This window comes from Pedobacter aquatilis (assembly GCF_032678405.1).
GTDB lineage: Bacteria > Bacteroidota > Bacteroidia > Sphingobacteriales > Sphingobacteriaceae > Pedobacter > Pedobacter aquatilis_A.
On the sequence record NZ_JAVTSJ010000003.1, the window covers coordinates 499,241 to 523,580 of the forward strand.

The 24,340-nt window shown below is 38.4% G+C and carries 19 protein-coding genes; 7 read left to right on the forward strand and 12 right to left on the reverse strand.

The window, feature by feature from the left end; translation table 11 throughout:
- Positions 1-82 precede the first annotated feature (82 nt).
- Positions 83-349, reverse strand: coding sequence for an isoleucyl-tRNA synthetase (locus R2R71_RS11490; protein WP_316831406.1), 267 nt, complete (start codon positions 347-349; stop codon positions 83-85).
- Positions 350-616: 267 nt separating this feature from the next.
- Between R2R71_RS11490 and ileS the strand changes: the two genes are divergently transcribed.
- From ileS to R2R71_RS11510, 4 genes are all read left to right on the forward strand, one after another.
- Positions 617-4,018, forward strand: coding sequence for an isoleucine--tRNA ligase (gene ileS / locus R2R71_RS11495; RefSeq protein WP_316831407.1), 3,402 nt, complete (start codon positions 617-619; stop codon positions 4,016-4,018).
- A 30-nt stretch (positions 4,019-4,048) separates the two neighbouring features.
- Positions 4,049-4,432: a TraR/DksA family transcriptional regulator gene (locus tag R2R71_RS11500; RefSeq protein WP_316831408.1), complete on the forward strand. Its 384-nt coding sequence runs from the start codon at positions 4,049-4,051 to the stop codon at positions 4,430-4,432.
- Positions 4,432-5,034 (forward strand): lipoprotein signal peptidase, encoded by a 603-nt coding sequence (locus tag R2R71_RS11505; protein WP_316831409.1) that lies wholly within the window; start codon positions 4,432-4,434, stop codon positions 5,032-5,034. The genes R2R71_RS11500 and R2R71_RS11505 overlap by 1 nt, the downstream gene beginning before the upstream one ends.
- A 240-nt stretch (positions 5,035-5,274) precedes the next feature.
- Entirely contained in the window at positions 5,275-5,793 is a 519-nt protein-coding gene (locus tag R2R71_RS11510) for a DUF4269 domain-containing protein (protein WP_316831410.1), read from the forward strand.
- A gap of 16 nt (positions 5,794-5,809) precedes the next feature.
- Here R2R71_RS11510 and R2R71_RS11515 read toward each other — a convergent pair whose 3' ends face one another.
- The 4 genes from R2R71_RS11515 to R2R71_RS11530 all read right to left on the reverse strand — a co-directional run bounded on the left by R2R71_RS11515 (position 5,810) and on the right by R2R71_RS11530 (position 11,938).
- Complete coding sequence (locus R2R71_RS11515) at positions 5,810-6,169, reverse strand: DUF2809 domain-containing protein (protein WP_316831411.1); 360 nt, start codon at positions 6,167-6,169, stop codon at positions 5,810-5,812.
- A 188-nt stretch (positions 6,170-6,357) separates the two neighbouring features.
- On the reverse strand, positions 6,358-7,584 hold the full coding sequence (gene odhB, locus R2R71_RS11520; protein WP_316831412.1) for a 2-oxoglutarate dehydrogenase complex dihydrolipoyllysine-residue succinyltransferase: 1,227 nt from the start codon (positions 7,582-7,584) through the stop codon (positions 6,358-6,360).
- A 104-nt stretch (positions 7,585-7,688) separates the two neighbouring features.
- On the reverse strand, positions 7,689-10,487 hold the full coding sequence (locus R2R71_RS11525) for a 2-oxoglutarate dehydrogenase E1 component (RefSeq protein WP_316831413.1): 2,799 nt from the start codon (positions 10,485-10,487) through the stop codon (positions 7,689-7,691).
- Positions 10,488-10,663: 176 nt separating this feature from the next.
- Positions 10,664-11,938: a DASH family cryptochrome gene (locus R2R71_RS11530; RefSeq protein WP_316831414.1), complete on the reverse strand. Its 1,275-nt coding sequence runs from the start codon at positions 11,936-11,938 to the stop codon at positions 10,664-10,666.
- Between the two features lie 173 nt (positions 11,939-12,111).
- Between R2R71_RS11530 and R2R71_RS11535 the strand changes: the two genes are divergently transcribed.
- From R2R71_RS11535 to R2R71_RS11545, 3 genes are all read left to right on the forward strand, one after another.
- Positions 12,112-13,725 carry a DUF4139 domain-containing protein gene (locus tag R2R71_RS11535; protein WP_316831415.1) on the forward strand — a complete coding sequence of 538 codons (1,614 nt, stop codon included), beginning with the start codon at positions 12,112-12,114 and terminating at the stop codon, positions 13,723-13,725.
- 124 nt (positions 13,726-13,849) lie between these two features.
- A complete protein-coding gene (locus R2R71_RS11540) occupies positions 13,850-14,749 on the forward strand; it encodes a TIGR01777 family oxidoreductase (protein WP_316831416.1) in 900 nt (299 codons plus the stop codon).
- Between the two features lie 45 nt (positions 14,750-14,794).
- The gene (locus R2R71_RS11545) at positions 14,795-16,090 is read left to right on the forward strand and encodes a deoxyribodipyrimidine photo-lyase (RefSeq protein ID WP_316831417.1); all 1,296 of its coding nucleotides are present in this window, start codon (positions 14,795-14,797) and stop codon (positions 16,088-16,090) included.
- Here R2R71_RS11545 and R2R71_RS11550 read toward each other — a convergent pair.
- From R2R71_RS11550 to R2R71_RS11580, 7 genes are all read right to left on the reverse strand, one after another.
- Positions 16,087-17,019 (reverse strand): FKBP-type peptidyl-prolyl cis-trans isomerase, encoded by a 933-nt coding sequence (locus tag R2R71_RS11550; RefSeq protein WP_316831418.1) that lies wholly within the window; start codon positions 17,017-17,019, stop codon positions 16,087-16,089. The two genes, R2R71_RS11545 and R2R71_RS11550, sit on opposite strands and share 4 nt — an antisense overlap.
- A gap of 3 nt (positions 17,020-17,022) precedes the next feature.
- Positions 17,023-17,478: an FKBP-type peptidyl-prolyl cis-trans isomerase gene (locus R2R71_RS11555; RefSeq protein WP_316831419.1), complete on the reverse strand. Its 456-nt coding sequence runs from the start codon at positions 17,476-17,478 to the stop codon at positions 17,023-17,025.
- A complete protein-coding gene (locus R2R71_RS11560) occupies positions 17,478-17,981 on the reverse strand; it encodes an FKBP-type peptidyl-prolyl cis-trans isomerase (protein WP_316831420.1) in 504 nt (167 codons plus the stop codon). The genes R2R71_RS11555 and R2R71_RS11560 overlap by 1 nt, the downstream gene beginning before the upstream one ends.
- Before the next feature lie 167 nt (positions 17,982-18,148).
- Complete coding sequence (locus R2R71_RS11565; protein ID WP_316831421.1) at positions 18,149-19,942, reverse strand: acyl-CoA dehydrogenase family protein; 1,794 nt, start codon at positions 19,940-19,942, stop codon at positions 18,149-18,151.
- Between the two features lie 134 nt (positions 19,943-20,076).
- Entirely contained in the window at positions 20,077-21,252 is a 1,176-nt protein-coding gene (locus tag R2R71_RS11570; RefSeq protein WP_316831422.1) for an acetyl-CoA C-acyltransferase, read from the reverse strand.
- 132 nt (positions 21,253-21,384) lie between these two features.
- Positions 21,385-23,790, reverse strand: coding sequence for a 3-hydroxyacyl-CoA dehydrogenase/enoyl-CoA hydratase family protein (locus tag R2R71_RS11575; RefSeq protein WP_316831423.1), 2,406 nt, complete (start codon positions 23,788-23,790; stop codon positions 21,385-21,387).
- A gap of 12 nt (positions 23,791-23,802) precedes the next feature.
- Positions 23,803-24,237, reverse strand: a complete 435-nt coding sequence (locus tag R2R71_RS11580) for a MarR family winged helix-turn-helix transcriptional regulator (protein WP_316831424.1) — start codon at positions 24,235-24,237, stop codon at positions 23,803-23,805.
- Positions 24,238-24,340 lie beyond the last annotated feature (103 nt).

Below are 24,340 nucleotides of genomic sequence, written 5' to 3' on the forward strand. Positions count from 1 at the left end.
TTTCAAATATTTAGCTCAATCTTCTCCCGCAGATTCGGAGATTTCGCAGATTAATTAAATTGATCTACTTGCTGGTTTAACCCTACTCCGCTACCGGTTTTTCATCCTCTTCAGGAACTTCAACCTTTGGATCAGTAATTATTTCGGCGTTTCCATCATCATCTTTCTTGGCAAAAAGAATCGGGTACAATAACCAGATTGCTCCAACGATAACAAGTGCACCGGCAAGCATTTGCAAATAACGGGCACCATGAACATGATAAGCATCCAAAACTCGGTATGCAATGTACGATAGCACCCCCAGAATTAATACGAAAACGGCTTTCTGCAACTTAAGGAGCTTTATCATGAGCTATTCCTTTTGAGTTTAATAATATGAATTAAAACAAAGATGAGCCCGATAAGTTCGAGCAAGCCACAAAAATAAAATGCATATAGCACCAAATCGCGGTTGGCAGGATTAATAAGGGCAACGATTGGCAAGACAATTATTGAAATAATCATTAACGCAAGTCCGATATTAAATAATTTCACGACAAAGTATTTACATCAAAACTACCAAATTTGAGCGAAAAACTTTAACTTTGCAACCTTAATTTTTTGAGGTACTTGATTGATGTATAGCGAATTTAAACAATTGGAACTTGCCAAAATAGGGCAGGAAATACTGGATTTTTGGAAAAAGGAAAACATCTTTGAAAAAAGCATTTCTTCACGCCCAAAATCTAATCCGTTTACTTTTTACGAAGGACCGCCGTCTGCCAATGGTATGCCGGGGATTCACCACGTAATGGCCCGTGCTATTAAAGATATTTTTTGCCGTTACAAAACATTAAAAGGCTATCAGGTAAAACGCAAAGGTGGTTGGGATACGCATGGCTTGCCAATTGAACTTGCCGTTGAAAAGAAATTAGGCATTACCAAAGAAGATATCGGCAAAAAAATTAGTGTAGATGATTACAACGCCGCTTGTAGGGAAGAGGTGATGCGTTACACTGATGTTTGGAACGATCTGACTGAGAAAATGGGTTATTGGGTCGACCTTGAAAACCCATATATTACTTACGAAAACGAATACATAGAAACCCTTTGGTGGATTTTAAAACAACTCTACGATAAAGGATTTTTATATAAAGGTTACACCGTTCAGCCTTATTCGCCTGCTGCAGGTACTGGCTTAAGTTCGCACGAGTTAAACCAACCAGGTACTTATAAAGATGTTAGCGATACCACTATTGTAGCTCAGTTTAAAGCAATTAATGAAACCTTACCAGAAGCACTGAAAAGCTTTGGCTCCATTCATTTTCTGGCTTGGACAACTACTCCATGGACATTACCAAGTAATACCGCATTAACCGTTGGCCCTAAAATCGATTATGTTTTAGTTAAAACCTTTAATCAATATACTTTTGAGCCGGTTCAGGTTATTTTAGCCAAGGCATTGGTTGGCAAACAGTTTTCAGGAAAATACTTTGCTACAGAAACCGAAGCCGATTTAAATAACTATAAAGCGGAGGACAAGAAAATTCCTTATACTATTTTAGGGGAATTCGCAGGCGCTGATTTAGTAGGCATTAAATATGAGCAGTTATTGCCGTATGCATTGCCTTATCAACATGCAGAAAATGCTTTTCGCGTAATTTCAGGCGATTTCGTTACTACTGAAGATGGTACCGGTATTGTTCATACAGCACCAACTTTTGGCGCCGATGATGCCCGTGTTGCTAAACTTGCTACGCCCGAAATTCCACCGATGTTGGTATTGGATGAAAAAGGCAATGCCGTTCCTTTAGTTGATTTACAAGGAAAATTCATCGCTTCATTAGGTGGTAATTATGGTGGTAAATACGTTAAAAACGAATATTATAAAGAAGGCGAAGCACCTGAAAAATCGGTTGATGTAGAATTAGCCATCCAGTTAAAGGAAGAAAACAAAGCATTTAAAGTAGAAAAGTACGTCCACACATACCCGCACTGCTGGAGAACCGATAAACCTGTTCTTTATTATCCTTTGGATAGCTGGTTTATCAAAACCACAGCAGTTAAGGATAAAATGGCTGAGTTAAATAAAACCATTAACTGGAAACCAGAATCGACAGGAACAGGACGTTTCGGAAACTGGTTAGAGAATCTGGTTGACTGGAATTTATCGCGTTCACGCTATTGGGGTACGCCACTACCAATCTGGCGTACTGCTGATGGTTTGGAGGAAAAATGTATTGGCTCTATTTCCGATTTAAATGCGGAAATCGTAAAATCAATCGAAGCTGGTTTCATGCCTGCAGGTTTCGAGCTGAAAGATATGCACCGTCCGTATGTTGATGATGTAATTTTAACTTCATCAAAAGGTGAAAAAATGATGCGTGAAACTGACCTTATTGACGTTTGGTTTGATAGCGGTGCCATGCCTTATGCACAGTGGCATTTCCCTTTCGAAAATAAAGAAGAATTTGAAAACGCCTACCCTGCCGATTTCATCGCGGAAGGTGTTGACCAAACGCGTGGCTGGTTCTTTACGTTGCATGCAATTGCCGTAATGTTAAGCGAAACCAGCGATGAAATAAAAGCTGTAAATGCTAAAACCGGCAATCCTGGCGTGGCATTCAAAAATGTAGTTTCAAACGGTTTAGTGTTGGATAAAAACGGTAACAAAATGTCTAAACGTTTAGGCAATGCCGTTGATCCATTCAGTACAATTGAAACTTACAGTGCCGATGCCACCCGTTGGTATATGATTAGCAATGCTTCACCCTGGGACAACCTGAAATTTAGCCTTGAAGGATTAGATGAGGTACGCCGTAAGTTCTTCGGAACACTTTATAACACCTATGCTTTCTTCGCTCTATATGCCAACATCGATAAATTCGAAATTGATAAGAACAACTTAAGTAAAGTAGCAGAAAGAACAGAATTAGATCGCTGGATTTTATCGCTGTTGCAGAACCTGATTAAAGAGGTTGACGAAGCTTACAACACATACGAACCAACAAAAGCATCAAGAGCAATACAAACCTTTGTTGATGAGCATTTGAGTAACTGGTACATCAGGCTAAGTCGCCGCCGTTTCTGGAAAGGTGAAATGACAGATGATAAACGTGCTGCTTACGAAACGCTTTATACTTGCCTGGAAACATTAGCACAGCTGATGAGCCCGATTGCACCTTTCTTTGCCGATTGGTTATACAAAAACCTAACGGTTACTGATAAAACAGCACAACAATCTGTACACTTAACCTTGTGGAATGAGGCGGATGAAAGTTTAATCGATACAGATTTGAACGAACGCATGGTTTATGCTCAGGATATTTCATCAATGGTTTTATCATTGCGCAAAAAATCAAGTATCAATGTTCGTCAGCCTTTAGAGAAAATCTTAATCCCATCATTAAATGGGGATTTCGAGCAAAAAATCTCAAAAGTTGCCGATTATATCCTTTCTGAAACGAATGTAAAACACATCGAATTCATTACCGATACCCATGGTATTGTTAAGAAAAAGCTGAAGCCAAACTTCAAATCCTTAGGTAAAAAGGTGGGTAAGGATATGAGCATTGTAAAGCAAGCTTTAGAAAACATGACCCAGGATGATATCCAGCGTTTAGAAATTGATGGCTACATCAATGTTTTTGGAAGCGATAACTTCCAGCATGCTATTGATTTAAATGAGGATGTTGAGGTATTCGCCGAAGATATTCCGGGATGGCAGGTAACAAACATCGGAAACCTTACTGTTGCCCTGGACGTTACCATTACCGAAGAATTGAAACAAGAAGGAATTTCCCGTGAATTAGTAAACCGGATTCAGAATTTACGTAAAGAATTAAACTTTGAAGTAACCGACAGGATTAAGGTTTCTTTACAAAATGATAATCTTGTGGCCGGTGCAGTTGCTAAAAACAAGGCATACATTTGCGCAGAAATTTTAGCTGATGAACTAGAATTAACAGATACTGCATCCAATGCAAACAAAATCGTTATCGACGATGTTGAGTTAAGCATTTCAGTAACTAAAATATAAATCCATATATTAGAAAACTAAATTAAAAGCATGGAAAATAGTAACAAAACACGCTACTCAGACAGTGAACTTCAGGAATTTAAAGAATTAATTCAAGATAAATTACGCATGGCGAAAGAAGAACTTAATGCATTAACCGCATCATTAAGTAATCCTAACGCTAATGGCACGGAAGATACCTCGGGAGCTTACAAAACATTAGAAGATGGTTCTGCAACCATGGAGAAAGAGCAAATTAACCAGTTAGCTGCTCGTCAGAAAAAATTTATCGATAACCTCGAAAATGCATTGGTTCGTATCGAGAATAAAACTTATGGTATTTGCCGCGAAACTGGTAAATTAATTCAAAAAGAACGTTTACGTGCAGTTCCACACGCTACATTAAGCATGGAAGCTAAATTAAAACAGAATTAATGAAAGGCTATACAAAACCTTTAATCGTTATCTTTTTAGTTTTACTTGCCGACCAAGTACTAAAAACATGGATTAAAACCCACATGTATCTTGGCCAGGAATTCAATATTATTGGTAAATGGTTTATTATCCATTTTACCGAAAACAATGGGATGGCATTCGGGATGGAATTTGGCGGGGAGTTTGGAAAACTGGCATTATCATTATTCCGTATTGCTGCCGTTGCTGGTATCGGTTATGGTTTACACTACCTAATCAAGCAAAAATACCACAGGGGTTTAATTTTAAATGTTGCCCTTATTTTCGCTGGCGCATTAGGTAACATCATCGATTCGGTTTTTTACGGAAAGATTTATGGTTACGAAAGCTGGTTTCATGGCCGGGTTGTAGATATGCTTTACTTCCCTATTGCCGAAGGACATTTCCCAAGCTGGTTACCAATCTGGGGCGGCGATGAATTTGTATTCTTCCGACCTGTTTTTAACCTTGCAGATGCCGCAATTTCGGTTGGTGTAATACTAATCCTGATCTTCCAGAAAAACTACTTTAAAGAAGATGTAAAGGATGAAGTAAGCATCAACAGTGAAATAGTTGAGGACTAATAATTAAGCAAATCGTCATGCTGAATTTATTTCAGCATCTTATAGCATGAAGACCCTGAAACAAATTCAGGGTGACGAGCATAAAGAAAAGCCCGTTTCTTAATTGAAATGGGCTTTTTTATGCGGCTTTATTAATTTCAGCAAAAATAAAAAGAAAGCATTAAAACGAATTGTCATTCATACTATCAGGTTTACTAACTTTAGCTGTTGCAAAAGCAAATGCTGCAAACAGCTAACAAGATGATAAATTTTATCGATATAACTTATCTTAGAACGGGGAGTCAAAGGCAGAAAAAGGCTTACAAAGTATTAACTGCGCATTCAATTTTAACTAAGCTAGCCAACTATACGCCTATCTTAACCGGAACCATCCCCATAAATATTGATATTGAGAATAGCGATTTAGACATCATTTGCTATTTTAAGAATAAGGAAGAGTTTAGGAATCAGCTCACAAAACTCTTTCAAAATAATATGGGTTTTGTGATTTCAGAAAGTCCGACCTTTAATTCGGTAAAAGCCAATTTCTTTATTGATGATTTTGAAATTGAGGTATTCGGGCAAAACATCCCAACTCAAGGCCAAAATGCTTACCGGCACATGCTTATCGAATATACCATATTAGCTGAAAAAGGTGAGGCTTTCAGGCAACAGGTGATTGACCTAAAAAAACAAGGAATAAAAACTGAACCCGCCTTTGCACAATTATTAGGTCTTGAAGGAAACGCCTATGAAGAACTTCTGAAGCTGGAGTTTTGATTACCATGCCCAGAAGCTAATCCCGAAACAGTAAACAAATCAAATAACCAACAAAATAAGCGATCAAATCATACACCGTAAAATAAGTTCCCAGTACGATACTCCAAAACCTATTATTTTCCAGGCCAAACCATTCTACATAATGTAAGGCTTGTAAAAACTCAATAACAAACGAAAAAATCAATACACCTAGCGCCAATCGCTTACTATTCGTTTTGAGAAAAATACGTAAGAAAGCATAAATCAAAACAACGACTAAAACATCGCCTCCAAAAGGCCGGATATAAGCATCGTGCAGGTATTTTGCGATTAAAACCTCAATGATGAAAATCGCAATAAATAAGAGCAGGAACTTTAGATTGAAAGTTAATTTCATTTTTAAATATCGTCATTTCGAGCGAAGCCGAGAAATCTTTGAGTTAGGATAAAATTGCTATATCCAAGATTAGATGATTGATGAAAAGGTTATGCGTTCGCCACTGCGATGGCAAAAATCTAAACAAAAAAGCCTCAACCAAACGGCTGAGGCTTTAAATATGAAAGTTCCTTTTTGGAATTTAGGGTTTAAACGCCTAATAATAATCTTGCAGGATCTTCTAACAATTGTTTAACACGAACTAAGAAGCCTACAGACTCGCGTCCGTCGATAATTCTGTGATCGTAAGATAAAGCAACATACATCATCGGACGAATTACTACTTCACCTTTCTCTGCCACCGGACGCTCAACAATGTTGTGCATACCTAAAATAGCCGATTGCGGTGCATTAATAATCGGAGTAGACATCATCGAACCAAACACACCACCATTGGTAATTGTGAATGTTCCGCCTGTCATTTCTTCAATTGTTAATTTACCATCGCGAGCTTTTAAAGCTAAAGCTAAAACAGATTTTTCAATCTCAGCTAAACTCATGCTTTCTGCATTGCGGATAACCGGAACTACTAAACCTTTTGGAGCCGAAACTGCAATAGAAACATCCGCAAAGTTATTGTAAACAATTTCTTCGCCTTCAATACGGGCATTTACAGCGGGAAAATCTTTTAAAGCTTCAGTTACTGCTTTAGTGAAGAAGCTCATAAAACCTAAACCAACGCCATGTTTTTCTTTGAAAGAATCTTTGTATTTACCGCGTAAATCCATAATTGGCTTCATGTTAACTTCGTTAAAAGTAGTTAACATAGCCGTTTCATTTTTAACAGAAACCAGACGTTTTGCTACGGTTTTGCGCAAAGGCGACATTTTCTCACGACGCTCAGAACGTGGACCAGCCGGAGTTGCAGGAGCTGCAGCTGCCGCGGCTTTAGGTGCCTCAGCTTTTTTACCCGCCTCTGCTTTCACAGCATCATCCTTAGTAATACGGCCATCAACACCAGTGCCTTTAACAGCTGCAGCGTCAATACCTTTTTCAGCAAGAATTTTTCCAGCTGCCGGTGATGGCGTTCCGGTTGCATAGCTTTCACCTGATTTCTCAGCAACTGGAGCTGCAGTTTTTTCTTCAGCAACAACTGCCTTTTCTTCTGCTTTAGGGGCATCAGCTTTTGCAGGAGCTGCACCACCGTCTTCAATTTTACAAACTACTGCGCCGATTGCTAAAGTATCGCCTTCAGCAGCTATGGTTCTTAAAGTTCCAGCTTGTTCAGCGGTTAATTCGAAAGTTGCCTTGTCTGATTCTAACTCAGCAATAACCTCATCCATTTCAACAACATCACCATCTTGTTTTAACCACTGTGATAAAACAACTTCCGTTATCGACTCACCAACTGGTGGAACTTTTATCTCTAAACTCATATTTTTAAAATTGTAATTTTTGTTGTTATATGTTTTAAAGTTGCAATGTTTAAATGTTTGAGGTTAAAACCTTCTACCTTAAACCTTGAAACCCTCTACCTCAATTAGTCTGCTGCCGCCATTTTTTTACTTGCTTTCTTAACAGCCTCTTTTACTTCAGCTTGTTTTACCGGAAGTTCAAGTGCTTTTGCTAAAATATAAGCTTGCTGGTTGGCATGTTGTTTAGCAAAACCAGTTGCTGTACTGCTGCTTTCTTTTCTTGAAATTACATCAATACCTTTCAAACCTGTTTTATATAACTTGCGGAACAAATATGGCCACGCTCCCATGTTTTCAGGCTCTTCCTGTACCCAGAAAACTTCAGTTGCATTTTTATATTTTTTAGTAATTGCTTCCATCTGATCAACAGGTGTTGGATATAATTGTTCAACACGAACAATTGCAACATGTTTCACCTGATCTGCCTGTTGTTTTTCAAGCAATTCATAGTAAATTTTACCGCTACAGAAAACCACACGGGTAACATCTGCAACCTTAACATTTACATCATCAATTACCTCTTTAAAGCCACCTTCAGTAAATTCTTCTAATTTAGAAACACATGCCGGGTGACGCAATAAACTTTTTGGAGAGAATACGACCAATGGTTTACGGAAATCGCGTTTAAACTGACGGCGTAAAACGTGGAAAAAGTTCGCCGGGGTTGTACAATTTGCTACCTGCATGTTATAATCAGCACAAAGCTCCATAAAACGTTCAATACGTGCTGATGAGTGCTCAGGACCCTGACCTTCATAACCATGTGGCAACAACATTACCAAACCATTTTCACGTTGCCATTTCGTTTCTGCACTTGCAATATACTGGTCAACCACAATCTGTGCACCGTTAAAGAAATCGCCAAACTGCGCTTCCCAAATGGTTAAAGCGTTAGGATTTGCCATCGCGTAACCATATTCAAAACCTAATACACCATATTCTGATAAGTGAGAGTTGTAAATATCGAAAGGTGCTTGTTGGTCTGAAATGTTTGCTAATGGTACATATTCTTCCTCGCTGTCTTCTAAAGTTAATACTGCGTGACGGTGAGAGAAAGTACCACGCTCTACATCCTGACCACTTAAACGAACACGTTTGCCTTCTGACAGCAATGTACCGTAAGCAAGTTGCTCACCCATTGCCCAATCGAAAACATGCGTATCGTTTACCATTTTAGTCCTTTCAACAAATAATTTTTCAATTTTTTTGAAGAACTTTTTGTTCGAAGGTAAAGTAGTTATGCGTTTACCAATTTCTAATAAGGTAGATTTTTTTACCGCTGTTACAGGCGAAGTTTCAAAATCTTTAGGTGTAGCCATGCGTAAATCTGCCCATGCACCACCAAATTTAACTTCAGCGTTTCCGGCCACAAATTCTTTGGCTTCATTTAAACGTTCCTGTAAAATTCCACGAAAATCTTTTTCCATTTCCTTTGCCAGGCCAGCCTCAAGTTTACCCTCTTTGGTTAATTGCTCAATATAAATTTCCCTTGGATTAGGGTGTTTCTCAATAGTTTTGTACAATAAAGGCTGTGTGAATTTAGGTTCATCAGACTCATTGTGGCCGAAACGACGGTAACATAAAATATCGATGAAAACGTCATTTTTATATTTCTGACGGTATTCCATCGCTAAATTAATGGCATAAACCAAAGCTTCAGGATCATCGCCGTTTACGTGGAAAACTGGCGATAAAGTTACTTTAGCAATATCTGTACAATAAGTGCTAGTACGTGCATCTTTATAATTTGTGGTAAAACCGATCTGGTTATTAATTACCAGGTGAATAGTTCCACCGGTTTTGTAACCCTCAAGTCCTGCCATTTGAATTACTTCGTAAACAATACCTTGACCGGCTACTGAAGCATCTCCATGAATCAAAATTGGTGCTAAGCGACTGTTATCGCCACCGTATTTGAAATCAATTTTCGAACGGCTCATCCCCTCAACCACACCATCAACTGTTTCCAGGTGTGATGGATTAGGACAAAGACTCAGGTGAACACTTTTACCAGAATTGGTACTTACATCTGTAGAATAACCTAAATGGTATTTAACGTCGCCACCGAAAGGTGTTTCAGGATTGTAGCTTTTACCCTCAAATTCGGTAAAAATATCTTTGTACGTTTTTTGCATGATATTAGCCAAAACGTTCAAACGACCGCGGTGAGCCATACCAATTACAAATTCCTCGATACCTAACTCAGCACCTTTTTCAATAACTGAATCCAGCGCAGGAATTAGCGCTTCTGCCCCTTCTAAAGAAAAGCGCTTTTGACCTAAGAATTTTGTCCCCAGGAAATTTTCGAAACTTACCGCTTCGTTTAATTTTTTAAGAATACGTTTTTTCTCTTCGATAGAGAAGTTTGGTGTATTACGTGTACTTTCCATTTTCTGCTGAATCCAGTTCAACACTTCAGGTGTACGTAAAAATTTATATTCTGCTCCGATTGAGCCTACATATGTCTGTTTTAAAACTGCAATAATATCTTTAAGTTTTGCTGCCCCGATACCAATTTCAACACCCGAGTTGAAAACGGTTTCCAGATCCGCATCTGATAAACCAAAGTTTGCCAGATCTAAAGTTGGAAGGTGTTTACGCCTTTCGCGTACCGGATTGGTATGTGTAAACAAGTGACCGCGGCTACGATAACCATCAATCAGGTTTAAAACATTAACCTCTTTTAAAAATTGTTCAGGAGTTTCGGCTGTTACAGATGGAGCCTCAGAACTTCTTCCAAAATCGAAACCCTCAAAAAACTTTTGCCATCCAAACTCAACTGATTCAGGATCTTGCTGATACGACTGATATAAAGAATCTATGTATTCGGCGTTTGCGCCATTAAGATAAGATAAACTATCCATTATTTACTGTTTACTATAAGCACTACAAAATTAGAATTTTACCTAACATTTTCGTTAAAAAACTCGATTAAAATGAGATTTATAAGAGAATAGAATCATTATTGATAAATGATTGAATTTTAAACCAAAAATGATTGAGTATTCACATAATTCAAAACTCAATCATTCTATCGTTTTCACGAGGCCCAGGTTAAGGCGTAGTTACCTTTTGGGTCTAAATTTTTTATATTCTTATCTAAATCGAAAACACTTTTCATTTTCTGATCGTTACCAACACCGGCCATATTCGCCCAGTTACCCCAATTGCTGGCAGGGTTGTAATCGATAAGCTTTTCTTCGAAATAAGCAGCACCAAAAACCCAGCTTACCTCAAGGTTGTTGATAAGGTATAAAGCCGCTGTTTGACGGGCAATATTTGAGATATACCCTGTTTGGTTAAGCTCGTTCATAACTGCATCTACAATAGCAAAGCCTGTTTGCCCGTTTTTCCAGCTAGTGAAATTTTCGTTGGCATTGACATCATCCGTAATTCCCTGACTACCAAAACCATTAGGTTTAAAGAATGTATTTCCGTATTTTTTAAACATGAAGCGGAAATAATCACGCCAAAGTAAACCAAGCAGAACGTGATTAAACATGGCCTTGGTATTAGGCATGCCTTCCATCTTTTTTATCTCCCAATAAACTTTTCGTGGCGAAAGACAACCCATGGCCAGCCAGGCAGAAAGTTTCGAAGCAAGAATCAAATTTTTTGTTGTAGCAGCCTGCTGCATTGCCAAAATTACTTTTTGCAAAGTACTTACCCCCTCATTTTCGCCACCAACAAATTCAAAATCAGATCGGTTATCCTTCTCCTGCGGGTTTAAGCCCAAATCAGTAAGCGTTGGGATATTTCCCCAATCAATAACTTCAGCAACATTAATTCTGTCAGGTGCTAAAAAACAAGGCTTGATAATGGCATCGCGTTCAATTTTCTTTTTAAACTGATTAAATGCATCAGGAATATCCTTAATTGGAAAAGGTAAATCTTCTTTATTGTAAAGCGTATGACCTATAAAATGCTTTAAATTGATACGTAATTTCCAGAGTCCGTTTTCAACAAGCGTCGAAATCTGAGTTTCTTCTTCAGCAACTTCCCGGTGATGGTAAACTTCATTAATTTCATACTCCTGAACTAAAGCCTGAATAATATCTTCGGGCTTACCTTCTGCGACCAGAAGATTACCACCAATTTGCTTTAATGAATTTCTTAATGCGGCAACACTTTCTAAGGTAAACTGAGCCCTTACACTTCCTGTTTTTAGTGTACCGTATTTAGTTGGCCCAAAAAGCCGCGGATCAATAATATAGACAGGCAAAATTGAATCCGATTTAGCAATCGCTTCGACCAGCATTTCGTTGTCGTGTAAGCGAAGGTCGTTTCTAAACCAAACAAGAATTTTTTTTGACATGATCTATCGAAAAGGGTATTAAGAGCGATATACAAATCTATCTTATTTTTCTGTCAAGAGCAAAAACGGCAGGAATATTTACAAATCGCCAACAATTTTAAAATTTATTATGGAAAATCAATCATATGATCATCAATCATTTATAAATCGAAACACACAAAATCATAAAAACGATGAAAAAACTATTGATAGGTTTGCTATTTCCGCTGAGTGTATTTGCACAACAACAAATTAAAACCAAAGCCATTTTAGAAAGTGTCAAAGTGTATAATAACGGCGCACAACTTGGTCACAAAGGCAAAGTTAACTTGCCAGCAGGCACGTCAGAAATTGTTATTAACAACATTTCGGGTAGAGTAAACGAAAACTCTATTCAGGTTGGTGTTTCAACAGGTGTTACTATACTTTCTGTACAGTTTAACAGGGATTTTTTAAATACCGAGGCGGCAAATCCGGAAATTAAAAAACTGAATGATAGCATTAAAATTGTTTTGGCTGAGCTGACGAAAACCAAAAATGCGAAAACAATTGAAGAACAGACCCTACAGCTTTTAGATGAAAACAGGAAATCGGGAGGCACAAGCAATGGAACTAATGTTGCTGAGCTCATAAAACTGACCGAATATTACCGTTCGAAAAATGCTGAAGTTAGAAATGCAATTGCTGCATTAAATTTAACTGAAGAGAAACAAAACTTAAAACTGAATGCCTTACAGCAGCAGGTTGCCGAATTACGGAATAACCCAAATCAGCAGTTAGGACAATTGGTTTTACAACTAATGGCCAAAGAAAATACAGAAGCAACCTACAATGTTTCTTACGTTACGCCGAGTGCAAGCTGGCTGGCCAGTTATGATATCAAAGCGGTAAGCACTTCAAATCCATTAGGAATTGTTTATAAGGCGGCCATTACACAAAGTACAGGCCTCGATTGGAAAAAAGTAAAGCTTTCACTGTCAACAGGAAACCCTAGTTATAACATTACGGCTCCAAACTTAAACCCATGGTTTGTTTCCACATCTTCGCCATTGCAAAAAAGCTTACAAGGCAGAGTTGCCGGAATCGCAGCCGATGAACAAGCGCTCAATGAAGTTGTTGTTGTTAAAGGCTATGCAGCAAAAGCAGAAAGTAAAATGTCTGTTTCTACTATAAACAATTATACTAGCGTTAATGAAACACAATTAGGGGTTACTTTCGACATTGAAATCCCTTATGATGTAAACAGCGATAACAAACCACATACCGTGGCTTTTAAAGAATATGAAGTTCCGGCAAACTACAGGTATTATGCAACACCAAGATTAAGTACCGATGCCTACCTCCTTGCTGACGTTATTAACTGGGAGAAACTTAATCTTCAGGCCGGTGCGGCAAATATTATTTTCGAAGGTACCTATACCGGAAAATCGTTCATTAACCCTGCCAGTATACAGGATACTTTGAGTGTAAGCATGGGTAAAGACAAGAAAATAATTATTACAAAAGAAAAACAGGAAGATTTTAGCAGCACAAAATTTATTGGAAGTAATAAAAAACAATTGTTTACTTACCTGATAAAAATCAGGAATACTAAAAAAGAAGCTATAGAAATTTCTTTAAAAGACCAGTATCCGTTATCAACAGAAAGCGATATTGAAGTTGAATTATTGGAAAGCAGTAGTGCCGAAGTAAATAAAGAAAGTGGCATATTAACCTGGAAATTGAAAATTGCACCAAACGAAACTAAAACAATTAAATTAAGCTACACGATCAAAGCGCCGAAAAACAAGCTAATTGCTGGTCTGTAATGGTTATTGATTCATTAATCTGTGGTTGATTAGTAAATGTTTTTTAAGTGCCTGAAAATTGGTTATTGTTCATCCTTAATTGTTCATTTAAAAAACCCTTTTGTACCTTTAGTGTTTCTAAAAGATGGCTAAGAAAATTCTGATCACGGGTGCAACGGGTTTAGTAGGTGTGGTGCTTAAAGAAAAACTTTTAAGTACAGGTTACGAGGTTAATACTTTATCCCGCAAGCCTGAGGGAAAAAATGCTTTTCAATGGGATGTTTACAAGCAACAAATCGACCCGGAGAGTTTATCAGGTGTCGATGCTGTTATTCATTTAGCAGGAGAGCCCGTTGCTGATAAAAAGTGGACTAAAGAGCGTAAAAAACAGATTATTGACAGTCGCGTTAAATCCACAGAGCTGCTTTTCAAAACCATTAAGGAATCTAAAAATCACAATATCAAATCATTTATATCTGCATCTGCAGTTGGTTATTACGGCGATTGTGGAGATGAGATTTTAACCGAAGAAAGCCCGAATGGTTTTGGCTTTCTGGCCGAATGCTGCAAACTTTGGGAACAAGCTGTTGATGAGGGAAAAAAATTAAGTCTAAGGGTAGTGAAATTACGTACCGGTATCGTATTAAGTAAAGCCGGAGGTGCACTTCCCCAGCTCGATTTACCCGTTCGTTTGTTTGCAGGGGCAGCTATAGGAACAGGAAAACAATGGACACCGTGGCTACATAATGATGATATGGTAAACATGTATATCGAAGCCATAGAAAATATAAAAATGGAAGGCAACTATAATGCCTGTGCTCCCTTTCCGGTAACCAACAAAGCTTTAACCAAAGCCATTGCGAGGCAGCTTCACCGGCCTTTCTGGCCACTTAACGTACCAAAAGCAGCCATAGAATTGCTTATGGGCGAAAGAGTAGAAGCCGTTTTAATGAGCAACAACACTTCTGCACAGAAACTACTGGATGCTGGCTTTAAATTCAAATTTACACGACTGGAAGAAGCATTAGCCGATATTTATAAGTAAGTTTAGCCGCTCAGTCAATTCCATCGTTAATCAATTAAACTTCCCATGCAAAGCATAAGTATTTTCTGGTTTCGCCGCGATTTACGCTTAGAAGATAATGCAGCACTTTATCATGCCTTAAAAAGCGATTACCCTGTTCTACCATTATTTATTTTAGACAATAACATCCTGGATAAATTACCGGAAGATGATGCCCGGGTAACATTTATTTACCAGACACTTGAAGACATAAAAGCAGCACTCGAGCAAAAAGGCTCAAGCCTGATTGTAAAATATGGAAAACCTGAAAAAGTATGGCAGGAGATTCTAAGAGATTTTGATGTAAAGGAAGTTTACACCAATCATGATTACGAACCTTATGCCCGTGAAAGGGATGATAACATGTTCGAGTTTTTAACCAGTGAAAAGATTGCCTTTAAAACATACAAAGACCAGGTTATTTTTGAAAAGGGAGAAATATTAAAAGCCGATAAAACACCGTATACTGTTTTTACCCCATTCTACAAGCAATGGCATGCCAAGCTTAACGATTTCTATGTAAAGCCCTATCCCACAAAAAAATATTTTAAAAATTTCTTTCAAACAAAGAAATACCCAATGCCTTCATTAAAGGAAATGGGGTTTGAAAAAAGTAAGCTAAGCTTCCCTAAAATAAGTTATAAAAGCAAGTTAGCCGATTACGCAAAAGAACGCGATTACCCCGCTTTAGAAGGAACCACACACATCGGTTTGCACTTACGCTTTGGCACGCTAAGCATCCGCAAGGCAGTTAAAGATGCGCTCGATGCGAAAGCTAATGTATGGCTATCTGAATTAGCCTGGCGGGAATTTTATATGATGATTCTCTGGCATTTTCCTTATGCAGCTTTTGATTCTTTTAAAAAACAATACGATAAAATCAAATGGCGTAATAATGAAAAGGAATTTAAAGCCTGGTGTAATGGCGAAACCGGCTACCCTTTAGTTGATGCAGGCATGCGGCAATTAAACGAAACCGGCTGGATGCACAACCGCGTTAGGATGGTGGTGGCCAGTTTCCTATCGAAGCACCTGCTAATCGACTGGCGCTGGGGCGAAGCCTATTTCGCCGAAAAATTACTCGATTACGAAATGGCCAGTAATGTTGGGGGCTGGCAGTGGGCAGCAGGCTCAGGAAATGATGCCGCTCCTTACTTCAGGGTATTTAACCCAGAATTACAAACCAAACGTTTCGACCCGAAATTCGTATACATAAAAAAATGGGTACCAGAATTTGGCACAAAAAAATATGCCCAACCAATAGTTGAGCATACATTTGCACGCGAAAGGGTACTTAAAGTTTTTAAAGAAGCGTTAGCCTAGTTGGTAACGCTCACAATTTCTATATCAAAATCTAAATCTGTGTTAGGAGCAATTGTTGTGCCCGAACCTCGCGTTGAATATGCTAAATTAGATGGGATAATCATTCTTAATTTAGTACCAGCTGCAAATTTTGGGATTATAATTCTCCAGCCTGCAATAATTCCGCTTGACACCCCAAAGCTTGATGAAAATGTTCCATCAGTACTCGAATCAAATACAGTCCCACTCAAAAGACGGCCTGTATAATTAACAATCGCGGTACTGGTTTCCTTATCTGCAATTGGCGTTCCAGCACCTTGCGTGCTAACAATATAATAGATGCCCGATGGATCTTTAACAGCAGAAGCAGTTAAACCTTTCGCCGCCAAAAATTTAACAATTCTGTCATCGTCAAGTTGTGCCTGTTTTTTGTAAGGATAAGTTGTAATGGTAACATCAAGCACTGTATTTGACGGAATATTACCTGCACCATTTTTACCATAAGCTAAATATGATGGTAATAAAATACGGGCAACGCCTCCTGGTTTCAAGGCTAAAATTGCTGTACGGATAGCTGGAATATTGTAAACAGTCGAAGAAATATCATACCAGTAAAAAGAACTTGTATAACCAACATAAGTAGCCAGGTTTCCGGTAACCGGTGTTTGTAAATAACCAGTACCATCTTCCATCGATTTAATGGTTACGTTATATAAAACGGAATCTGTGTTTTTAAAAGTATCTCCAGTTCCGGCCGTTAATACCTGATAGTAAAACCCGGTTTTATCAGGATCTTGAACCATAACACTGCTCAGGTTATTCTTTTGTATATAGCTTGCTATTTTTGCATCATCTATAGTTTGTATAGAATCGTATTCCTTTTTACAAGATGTGAATAACAGCACTGCAGCTAAAATACTTAGCAAGCTAAGTTTTGTAAAATTCTTCATTAATTATTGTACGTTTATTAATTGTATCGTAAAGTCTAAAACTGAATTTGCCGGAACAGGACCACTTGCCTGGCTTCCGTAAGCTAAATCAGGAGGAATAATCAACCTGATCTCGCCACCTTTTTGTATCAGCGGAATACCGATTTTCCAGCCTTCTATCAGCTGATTTAGCACAAAAGTATTTTCTACGCCACCACCATTGTCGATTACAGTTCCATTCAATAACCTGCCTTCGTATTTAATGGTAATTTTAGTACCGGCCGGATAAGCAGAAGAACCTGCTCCAGGTTTTATAATCTGATAATATAAGCCAGAAGAATGCTTAACTGCATTAATATTATTTTTTTGAATAAACTCTGTTATTTGCTTATCACTGTTTTCGTCTTTTTTGCATGATGATAATCCAATGGAAACAAACAAAAGCGCACAGCACAAAAATTTTATAAATTTTTTACCCATTAGTTAGCAGCATCATGAAGTGTTATTGTAAAATCGAGCGGTGCATTAGCAGGTATCACCGACTGAGGGGCATTTCTTGCAATGTTACCATAGCCATAATAAGAAGGAATAAGTAACCTGATTACACCACCTTTCTGTATATAAGGGATACCGATTTGCCAGCCTGGGATTAAATTCCCCAAAGTGAGCGATACAGGTGTACCACTAGATGAATCAAAAACTGTCCCACTCAAAAGTCTGCCTTCATATTCTACATTAATACCTGTTGAAGCAGAATAAACTAAATTTCCGCTTCCAGGTTGGATAATTTGATAGAAAACACCATACTGCTCATTTTTGAGAACAGTTAAATTATTTTTTTTTACAAAAGCTCTGATTTCAGTTGTATCGGCCTTAAACTGTGCAACTGCATCATACGTATCGATACTGCTATCCGCTTTTTTACAGGCAGCAAAACATCCGGCGATGCAAACCAACAATAAAAAGTGTTTAATCTTTATCATAGTCCGCAAAAATAAGCTTTTAATACGGATGCTACAATTTTTAACCAATTTTAACAAATAAATAAGCTTAAGGCAGAAAATAAAAAGACTAAAGCCAGTTGTACTTTATACATCCTTCGCTTTAGTCTTTTAGCTTTCCATTAAGCCCATTATTTAGGCTTTGCGATTTAAAAAATATATTTATTTGCCTCAATTAATTGTTGTGCAACTCTTTGACGGGCATCTTTAACATTAAAAGGTTCTACTTTAGTAAATCTGCGTAAACCAACAAGCATCATGCGTTGTTCATCTCCTTCTGCGAAAGCCCAAAGCGCTTCCTTACCTGCTTTTGCAACACCATCAACAGCTTCGACCAGGTAAATTCTTAATAAATCTAACTGGCCGGCAGTTGCAGCTTCGCCTTTGGTAGCCACTAATTTTTCAGTTCTAAGTAAAGCCGATTCCAGTACGTAAACATAACCTGCCATATCAGCAATATTCATTAAAATTTCCTGTTCCTTACTTAAGGTCATCATGAGTTTTTGCACCGCAGCACCGGCAACCATTAAGGTAGCTTTTTTAAGGTTGGCCAAAACTTTTTTCTCCACAGCAAACAATGCAGTATCTTCCTCTCCAAAATCAGGTATACTCATTAACTCAGCAGCAACCGCAGTAGCAGGTGTCATTAAGTCTAACTCACCTTTCATCGCACGCTTCAACATCATATCAACAGTAAGCAAACGGTTAATTTCGTTTGTGCCTTCGAAAATACGATTGATACGGGCATCACGATAGGCCCTGTCCATTGGTGCATCAGCACTAAAGCCCATGCCCCCATAAATCTGAACGCCTTCATCAACAGTGTAATCCAATGCCTCAGAACCCCAAACTTTTAAGATGGCACATTCTACTGCAAATTGTTCAACCGATTTTAACCTCGCTTTACCAGATTCCATGCCCCCTGCTACTAAAGCATCGTAAGTATCATCAATATTCTGACCAGCACGATAATTTGCCGCATCAACGGCATAAAGTTTAGACGCAATTTCTGCAATTTTAAAACGAATAGCACCGTATTTCGAAATCGGGCGATCAAACTGGATACGCTCGTTTGAATAATTAATAGCAGTATTTAAAGTTGCTTTTGATGCACCAATGGCTGCAGCAGATAGCTTAATCCGGCCAATGTTTAAAATGTTCACGGCAATTTTGAAACCATTTTCACGGTCGCTCAACATATTCTCTACCGGAACCGGACAATCGTTAAAAAACACCTGACGGGTAGACGAACCTTTAATACCCATTTTATGTTCTTCAGGATTCATGGTTATACCACCAAAATCTTTTTCTACGATAAACGCTGTTAAGTTTTTATCATCGTCTATTTTAGCGAAAACGATAAATACATCGGCAAAACCACCATTAGTGATCCACATTTTTTGTCCGTTGATGATATAGTGCTTACCATCATCACTCAGTTTAGCTTTAGTTTTTCCTGAGTTTGCATCCGATCCAGAGTTTGGTTCGGTTAAGCAGTATGCAGCTTTCCACTCACCTGAGCCTAACTTAGGGATATACTTTGCCTTTTGTTCTTCATTACCATAATAAAGAATCGGCAAAGTACCAATTCCGGTATGTGCAGAAAGTGCTACAGCAAAGGAATGACCAGCACCAACTACATCTGCAACAAGCATTGAGGTATTAAAATTTTTACCAAAACCTCCATATTCCTCAGGCACAGAAACACCAAGAATACCCAATTCACCTGCTTTGGTTAAAAGCATAGGCATCAACTCAGGATCTTCCTGTTTATCAATTTTATCTAAGTTTGGATAAACCTCGGCCTCCAAAAAATCTCGACAGGTTTGCGCAATCATTTGTTGCTCTTCATCAAATTCTTCAGGAATAAATACATCCTGATAAACAGTTTCTTTAATTAAGAATTCACCGCCTTTAATTGTTTTTTTTTCAGTTGTTTCCATTGTTCTAGTATCTAGTAGCGAGAATTGAAAATCTCTTTATTTTATTTCACATTTAATCAGCACGCCCGTCATTGCGAGGAAGGAAGCAATCTCTCTCGTAAAAGATTGCTTCGTTCCTCGCAATGACGTTATAGCTACAACAGCTCAAATATCCCAGCGGCACCTTGCCCGGTTCCCACGCACATCGTTACCATGCCATATTTTTTATTCTGTCTTTTCAACTCATTCATCATTTGCACCGAAAGTTTTGCTCCTGTACAACCTAGTGGATGACCTAAGGCGATTGCACCTCCATTAACATTGATGATATCAGGATTTAAATCCAAGGTTCTGATGATTGCCAGAGATTGTGAAGCGAATGCCTCATTCAACTCAATTAAATCAATGTCATCCTGTTTTAACCCAGCTTGCTTCAACGCCTTCGGAATAGCCTCAATTGGCCCGATACCCATAATTCTTGGCGGCACGCCTGCAACACCATAGCTTACCAGCCGGGCAATAGGCTCGGCATTCAGTTCTTTCATTTTCTTTTCCGATACCACTAGTACAAAGGCTGCACCATCAGAAGTCTGTGAAGAATTCCCTGCAGTAACGCTTCCAACAGCATCAAAAACAGGTTTCAATTTGGCTAGCTTATCTAGTGTAGTATCTGCCCGCGGCCCTTCGTCAGTATCAACTACATACGAACGTGTTTTCTTTTTCAGATTCTCATCCAGGTAATTTTCGTTTACCGTAATCGGCAAAAGACCGTCTTTTAAATGGCCGTTTTTTATCGCATGAACTGCTTTCTCATGAGATTTAAGCGAGAACGCATCCTGATCTTCCCTGCTCACATTGTACTCTTTGGCAACTGCCTCAGCCGTTAAACCCATCCCCCAATACCAATCAGGATTGTTTTTTGCCACTTCAGCATTTGGCACCAGCTTCCACCCACCGAAAGGCATGCCACTCATTACCTCTACACCACCCGCAATGATACAATCTGCCATTCCAGCTTTAATTTTGGCAACAGCCGTAGCAATGGTATCTAAACCTGATGCACAATAACGGTTTACAGTTACGCCGGGAACTTTATCGGTATCTAAACCCATCAGCGAAATCATCCGGGCAATATTTAATCCCTGTTCAGCTTCGGGAGTTGCATTACCCACGATAACATCATCTATTTGTTCTTTATCTAAATTCGGTACTGATGCGACTAAAGCCCTAATGACTTCAGCAGCTAAATCATCAGCTCTTGTAAAACGGAATACGCCACGAGGGGCTTTGCCCACTGCTGTACGGTATCCGGCTATAATGTATGCTTCCATTGTTTTAGTATCTAGTAGCGAGTATCAAGTATCAAGACAAAGCTTCAAATTGAAATCGCTGGTTTATTGTTTTAAATCGGTTAGTAATCTCGATACTCGCATCTCGACACTTATATCTTGACACTAACTGCATTAATTCCTCAACGGCTTTCCTTTTGTTATAATCGATTGAATTCGTTCCAAAGATTTTCGTTCTCCGGCAAGTGACAAAAAGGCCTCTCTTTCCAGGTCAAGTAAATATTGTTCACTTACTTCTGTTGGATAAGACAAATCACCTCCGCACATCACATAGCCTAATTTCTCAGAGATTTTTTTATCATGCTCAGAAATAAAATGTCCCGCATACATACTATTAGCACCTGCGTAAACAATACCTAAACCTTGTTTACCTAAAACTTTAATATCAGTGCGTTGAACAGGTTTGGTGTAGCCGGCATCTGCAAGTTCAATTGCTTTTGCTTTCGCATCAGCCAGTAATCTGTTTCTATTCATCGAGATAGAAAATTTACCTGCCTGCAAATAACCAAGTTCATAAGCTTCATATCCTGAAGTAGAAACTTTAGCCATACCGATGGTGAGGAAACGTTCTTTCAGCGCATTCTGTACAATCTGATCATCTTTGTATTCATCAGAAGCACGTAGCGCAAATTCTTTGGTACCGCCTCCACCAGGAATAACACCCACACCAAACTCAACCAGTCCCATATAGGTTTCAGCAGAAAGCTGAACATGATCTGCGTGTAAACTAAACTCACAGCCTCCACCAAGGGTTAGATTGTGTGGTGCTACTACAACCGGGATAGAAGAATAGCGGATGCGCATAGAAGTGTTCTGGAACATACGGATAGCCATGTTCAATTCATCCCATTCCTGCTCTACTGCCATCATAAAAATCATTCCTACGTTTGCACCGGCAGAGAAATTCGCACCATCATTTCCAATAACCAAACCACGGTAGCCTTTTTCCGCCATGTCAATCGCTTTGTTGATTCCTGAGATTACATCACCACCAATCGTATTCATTTTGGTATGGAACTCAACATTTAAAATGCCATCACCAAGGTCGATAATAGAAACCCCTGAATTTTTCCAGAGTGTTTTATTCTCGCGGATGTTGTCAAGAATGATAAATTCATCCGTTCCTGGTAAGGCTTTATAAGTTTTAGTTGGGATATCATAATATTTTTTAACACCAGCCTCAACTTTATAGAATGATGTATGACCGGCAGCGAGCATTTCATTTACCCAGGCCGCAACCTTATTCCCATATTGCTCCATTCCTTCAATCGCTTCTTTAACACCTACAGCATCCCAAAGCTCAAAAGGTCCAAGTTCCCAGCCAAAACCTGCCCGCATGGCATCATCTATACGATATAATTCATCAGAAATTTCAGGAATCCGATCAGAAACATACTCGAATAAACCGAAAGAAGAATGACGGAATAGTTCTCCGGCTTTATCCTTGCCTTTAGCAAAAATCTTCATCCGCTCACGCAGGTTTTCTACCGGCTTGGTCATTTCCAACGTAGCCGATTTTACCTTTTGCTGAGCTTTATATTCAAGTGTTTTTAAGTCGAGGGCTAAAATCTCTGTTTTACCATCAGGGGTTTTCGTTTTCTTATAAAAACCCTGTTTGGTTTTATCACCAAGCCATTTATTTTCTTCCATTTTCTGCACATAAGCAGGAAGCTTAAATAAATCGTGCGCCTTATCATCAGGACAATTATCATAAAGCCCTTTGGCTACCTTGATCATGGTATCCAAACCAACTACATCCGAAGTACGGAAAGTTGCCGATTTTGGTCTGCCTAAAGCTGGTCCGGTAAATTTATCAACCTCCTCAACGGTTAAATCTAGTTTCTCAACTAAATGAAGTAATGCCATAATGGAATAAACACCCACTTTATTGGCGATGAATGCTGGTGTATCTTTACACAAAACTGTTGTTTTACCTAAAAACTTATCGCCATAATGCATTAAGAAATCTACAATCTCAGGTTTCGTGTGTGGCGTTGGAATAATTTCTAACAACTTTAAATAGCGTGGTGGATTAAAGAAGTGCGTTCCACAGAAATTAGCTTTAAAATCTTCGCTCCTGCCTTCAGCCATTAAATGAATGGGTATACCCGAAGTATTTGAAGTTATTAAAGTTCCTGCTTTACGATATTGTTCAACCTGCTCGAAAACTTTCTTTTTGATATCAAGATTTTCTACAACCACCTCAATTACCCAATCGTAACCCGCAATTTTCGACATATCATCATCGAAATTTCCGGTTTTGATTTTGTTTAATACTTTTTTTGAATAAACCGGTGAAGGATTTGTTTTCACAGCAGTTTGCAGAGCTGTATTTACAATCCGGTTCTTTACTACCGATTGATCAAGTGTTAATCCTTTTCCCTGCTCTTCGGGGGTTAATTCTTTTGGGGCAATATCCAAAAGCAAAACCTCTACACCAATATTGGCGAAGTGGCATGCAATACGCGAGCCCATAATACCCGACCCTAAAACAGCAACTTTATTAATGCTTCGTTTCATTACAATTAGTATTTAATCAACAGTATATGCTACTGTAATTTCATTTAGTTTTATCAATAGGTTAATAAATGCTTCTTTTTCTTTTTTGGTAAAATGCTCGTCCAGATATTCATTAAACTTCCTGACTACACCTTTAGCAAGCTGCTTTTTTTCTTTACCAAAATCGGTTAAGAAAACTTTTACAGAACGCTTGTCACCTACAGAAGTTTCGCGATAAATCAAATTAGCATCTTCCATATTGTTTAACATACGGGATAAACTCGTAGCCTTAACCCCAAGAAGTGCCGCCAGATTAGAAACTGCTGTTCCATCCTCATCATTAATATTAATAAGCATGTAACCTATAGCTTGTGTAATACCAAATGTAGAAGCCATTTGATTGTACTTATTAAACATATTTTGCCATGCGAATTTAACATGGTAATCTAGCGTTTGTTGCTGCTTCATTTAATTAATTTATTATGCTTGCATAACAAAGCTAATGAATGTATTTTGTTATTGCAAGCAGAAAATTCAAAATAATTGTCAAAAGATTCTTATAATAGCTGTA

Excerpts from the sequence above, each read along its gene's own strand:
- R2R71_RS11490 (WP_316831406.1), bottom strand. The coding sequence starts at position 349 with ATGATAAAGCTCCTTAAGTTGCAGAAAGCCGTTTTCGTATTAATTCTG.
- ileS (WP_316831407.1), top strand. The coding sequence starts at position 617 with ATGTATAGCGAATTTAAACAATTGGAACTTGCCAAAATAGGGCAGGAA.
- R2R71_RS11500 (WP_316831408.1), top strand. The coding sequence starts at position 4,049 with ATGGAAAATAGTAACAAAACACGCTACTCAGACAGTGAACTTCAGGAA.
- R2R71_RS11505 (WP_316831409.1), top strand. The coding sequence starts at position 4,432 with ATGAAAGGCTATACAAAACCTTTAATCGTTATCTTTTTAGTTTTACTT.
- R2R71_RS11510 (WP_316831410.1), top strand. The coding sequence starts at position 5,275 with ATGATAAATTTTATCGATATAACTTATCTTAGAACGGGGAGTCAAAGG.
- R2R71_RS11515 (WP_316831411.1), bottom strand. The coding sequence starts at position 6,169 with ATGAAATTAACTTTCAATCTAAAGTTCCTGCTCTTATTTATTGCGATT.
- odhB (WP_316831412.1), bottom strand. The coding sequence starts at position 7,584 with ATGAGTTTAGAGATAAAAGTTCCACCAGTTGGTGAGTCGATAACGGAA.
- R2R71_RS11525 (WP_316831413.1), bottom strand. The coding sequence starts at position 10,487 with ATGGATAGTTTATCTTATCTTAATGGCGCAAACGCCGAATACATAGAT.
- R2R71_RS11530 (WP_316831414.1), bottom strand. The coding sequence starts at position 11,938 with ATGTCAAAAAAAATTCTTGTTTGGTTTAGAAACGACCTTCGCTTACAC.
- R2R71_RS11535 (WP_316831415.1), top strand. The coding sequence starts at position 12,112 with ATGAAAAAACTATTGATAGGTTTGCTATTTCCGCTGAGTGTATTTGCA.
- R2R71_RS11540 (WP_316831416.1), top strand. The coding sequence starts at position 13,850 with ATGGCTAAGAAAATTCTGATCACGGGTGCAACGGGTTTAGTAGGTGTG.
- R2R71_RS11545 (WP_316831417.1), top strand. The coding sequence starts at position 14,795 with ATGCAAAGCATAAGTATTTTCTGGTTTCGCCGCGATTTACGCTTAGAA.
- R2R71_RS11550 (WP_316831418.1), bottom strand. The coding sequence starts at position 17,019 with ATGAAGAATTTTACAAAACTTAGCTTGCTAAGTATTTTAGCTGCAGTG.
- R2R71_RS11555 (WP_316831419.1), bottom strand. The coding sequence starts at position 17,478 with ATGGGTAAAAAATTTATAAAATTTTTGTGCTGTGCGCTTTTGTTTGTT.
- R2R71_RS11560 (WP_316831420.1), bottom strand. The coding sequence starts at position 17,981 with ATGATAAAGATTAAACACTTTTTATTGTTGGTTTGCATCGCCGGATGT.
- R2R71_RS11565 (WP_316831421.1), bottom strand. The coding sequence starts at position 19,942 with ATGGAAACAACTGAAAAAAAAACAATTAAAGGCGGTGAATTCTTAATT.
- R2R71_RS11570 (WP_316831422.1), bottom strand. The coding sequence starts at position 21,252 with ATGGAAGCATACATTATAGCCGGATACCGTACAGCAGTGGGCAAAGCC.
- R2R71_RS11575 (WP_316831423.1), bottom strand. The coding sequence starts at position 23,790 with ATGAAACGAAGCATTAATAAAGTTGCTGTTTTAGGGTCGGGTATTATG.
- R2R71_RS11580 (WP_316831424.1), bottom strand. The coding sequence starts at position 24,237 with ATGAAGCAGCAACAAACGCTAGATTACCATGTTAAATTCGCATGGCAA.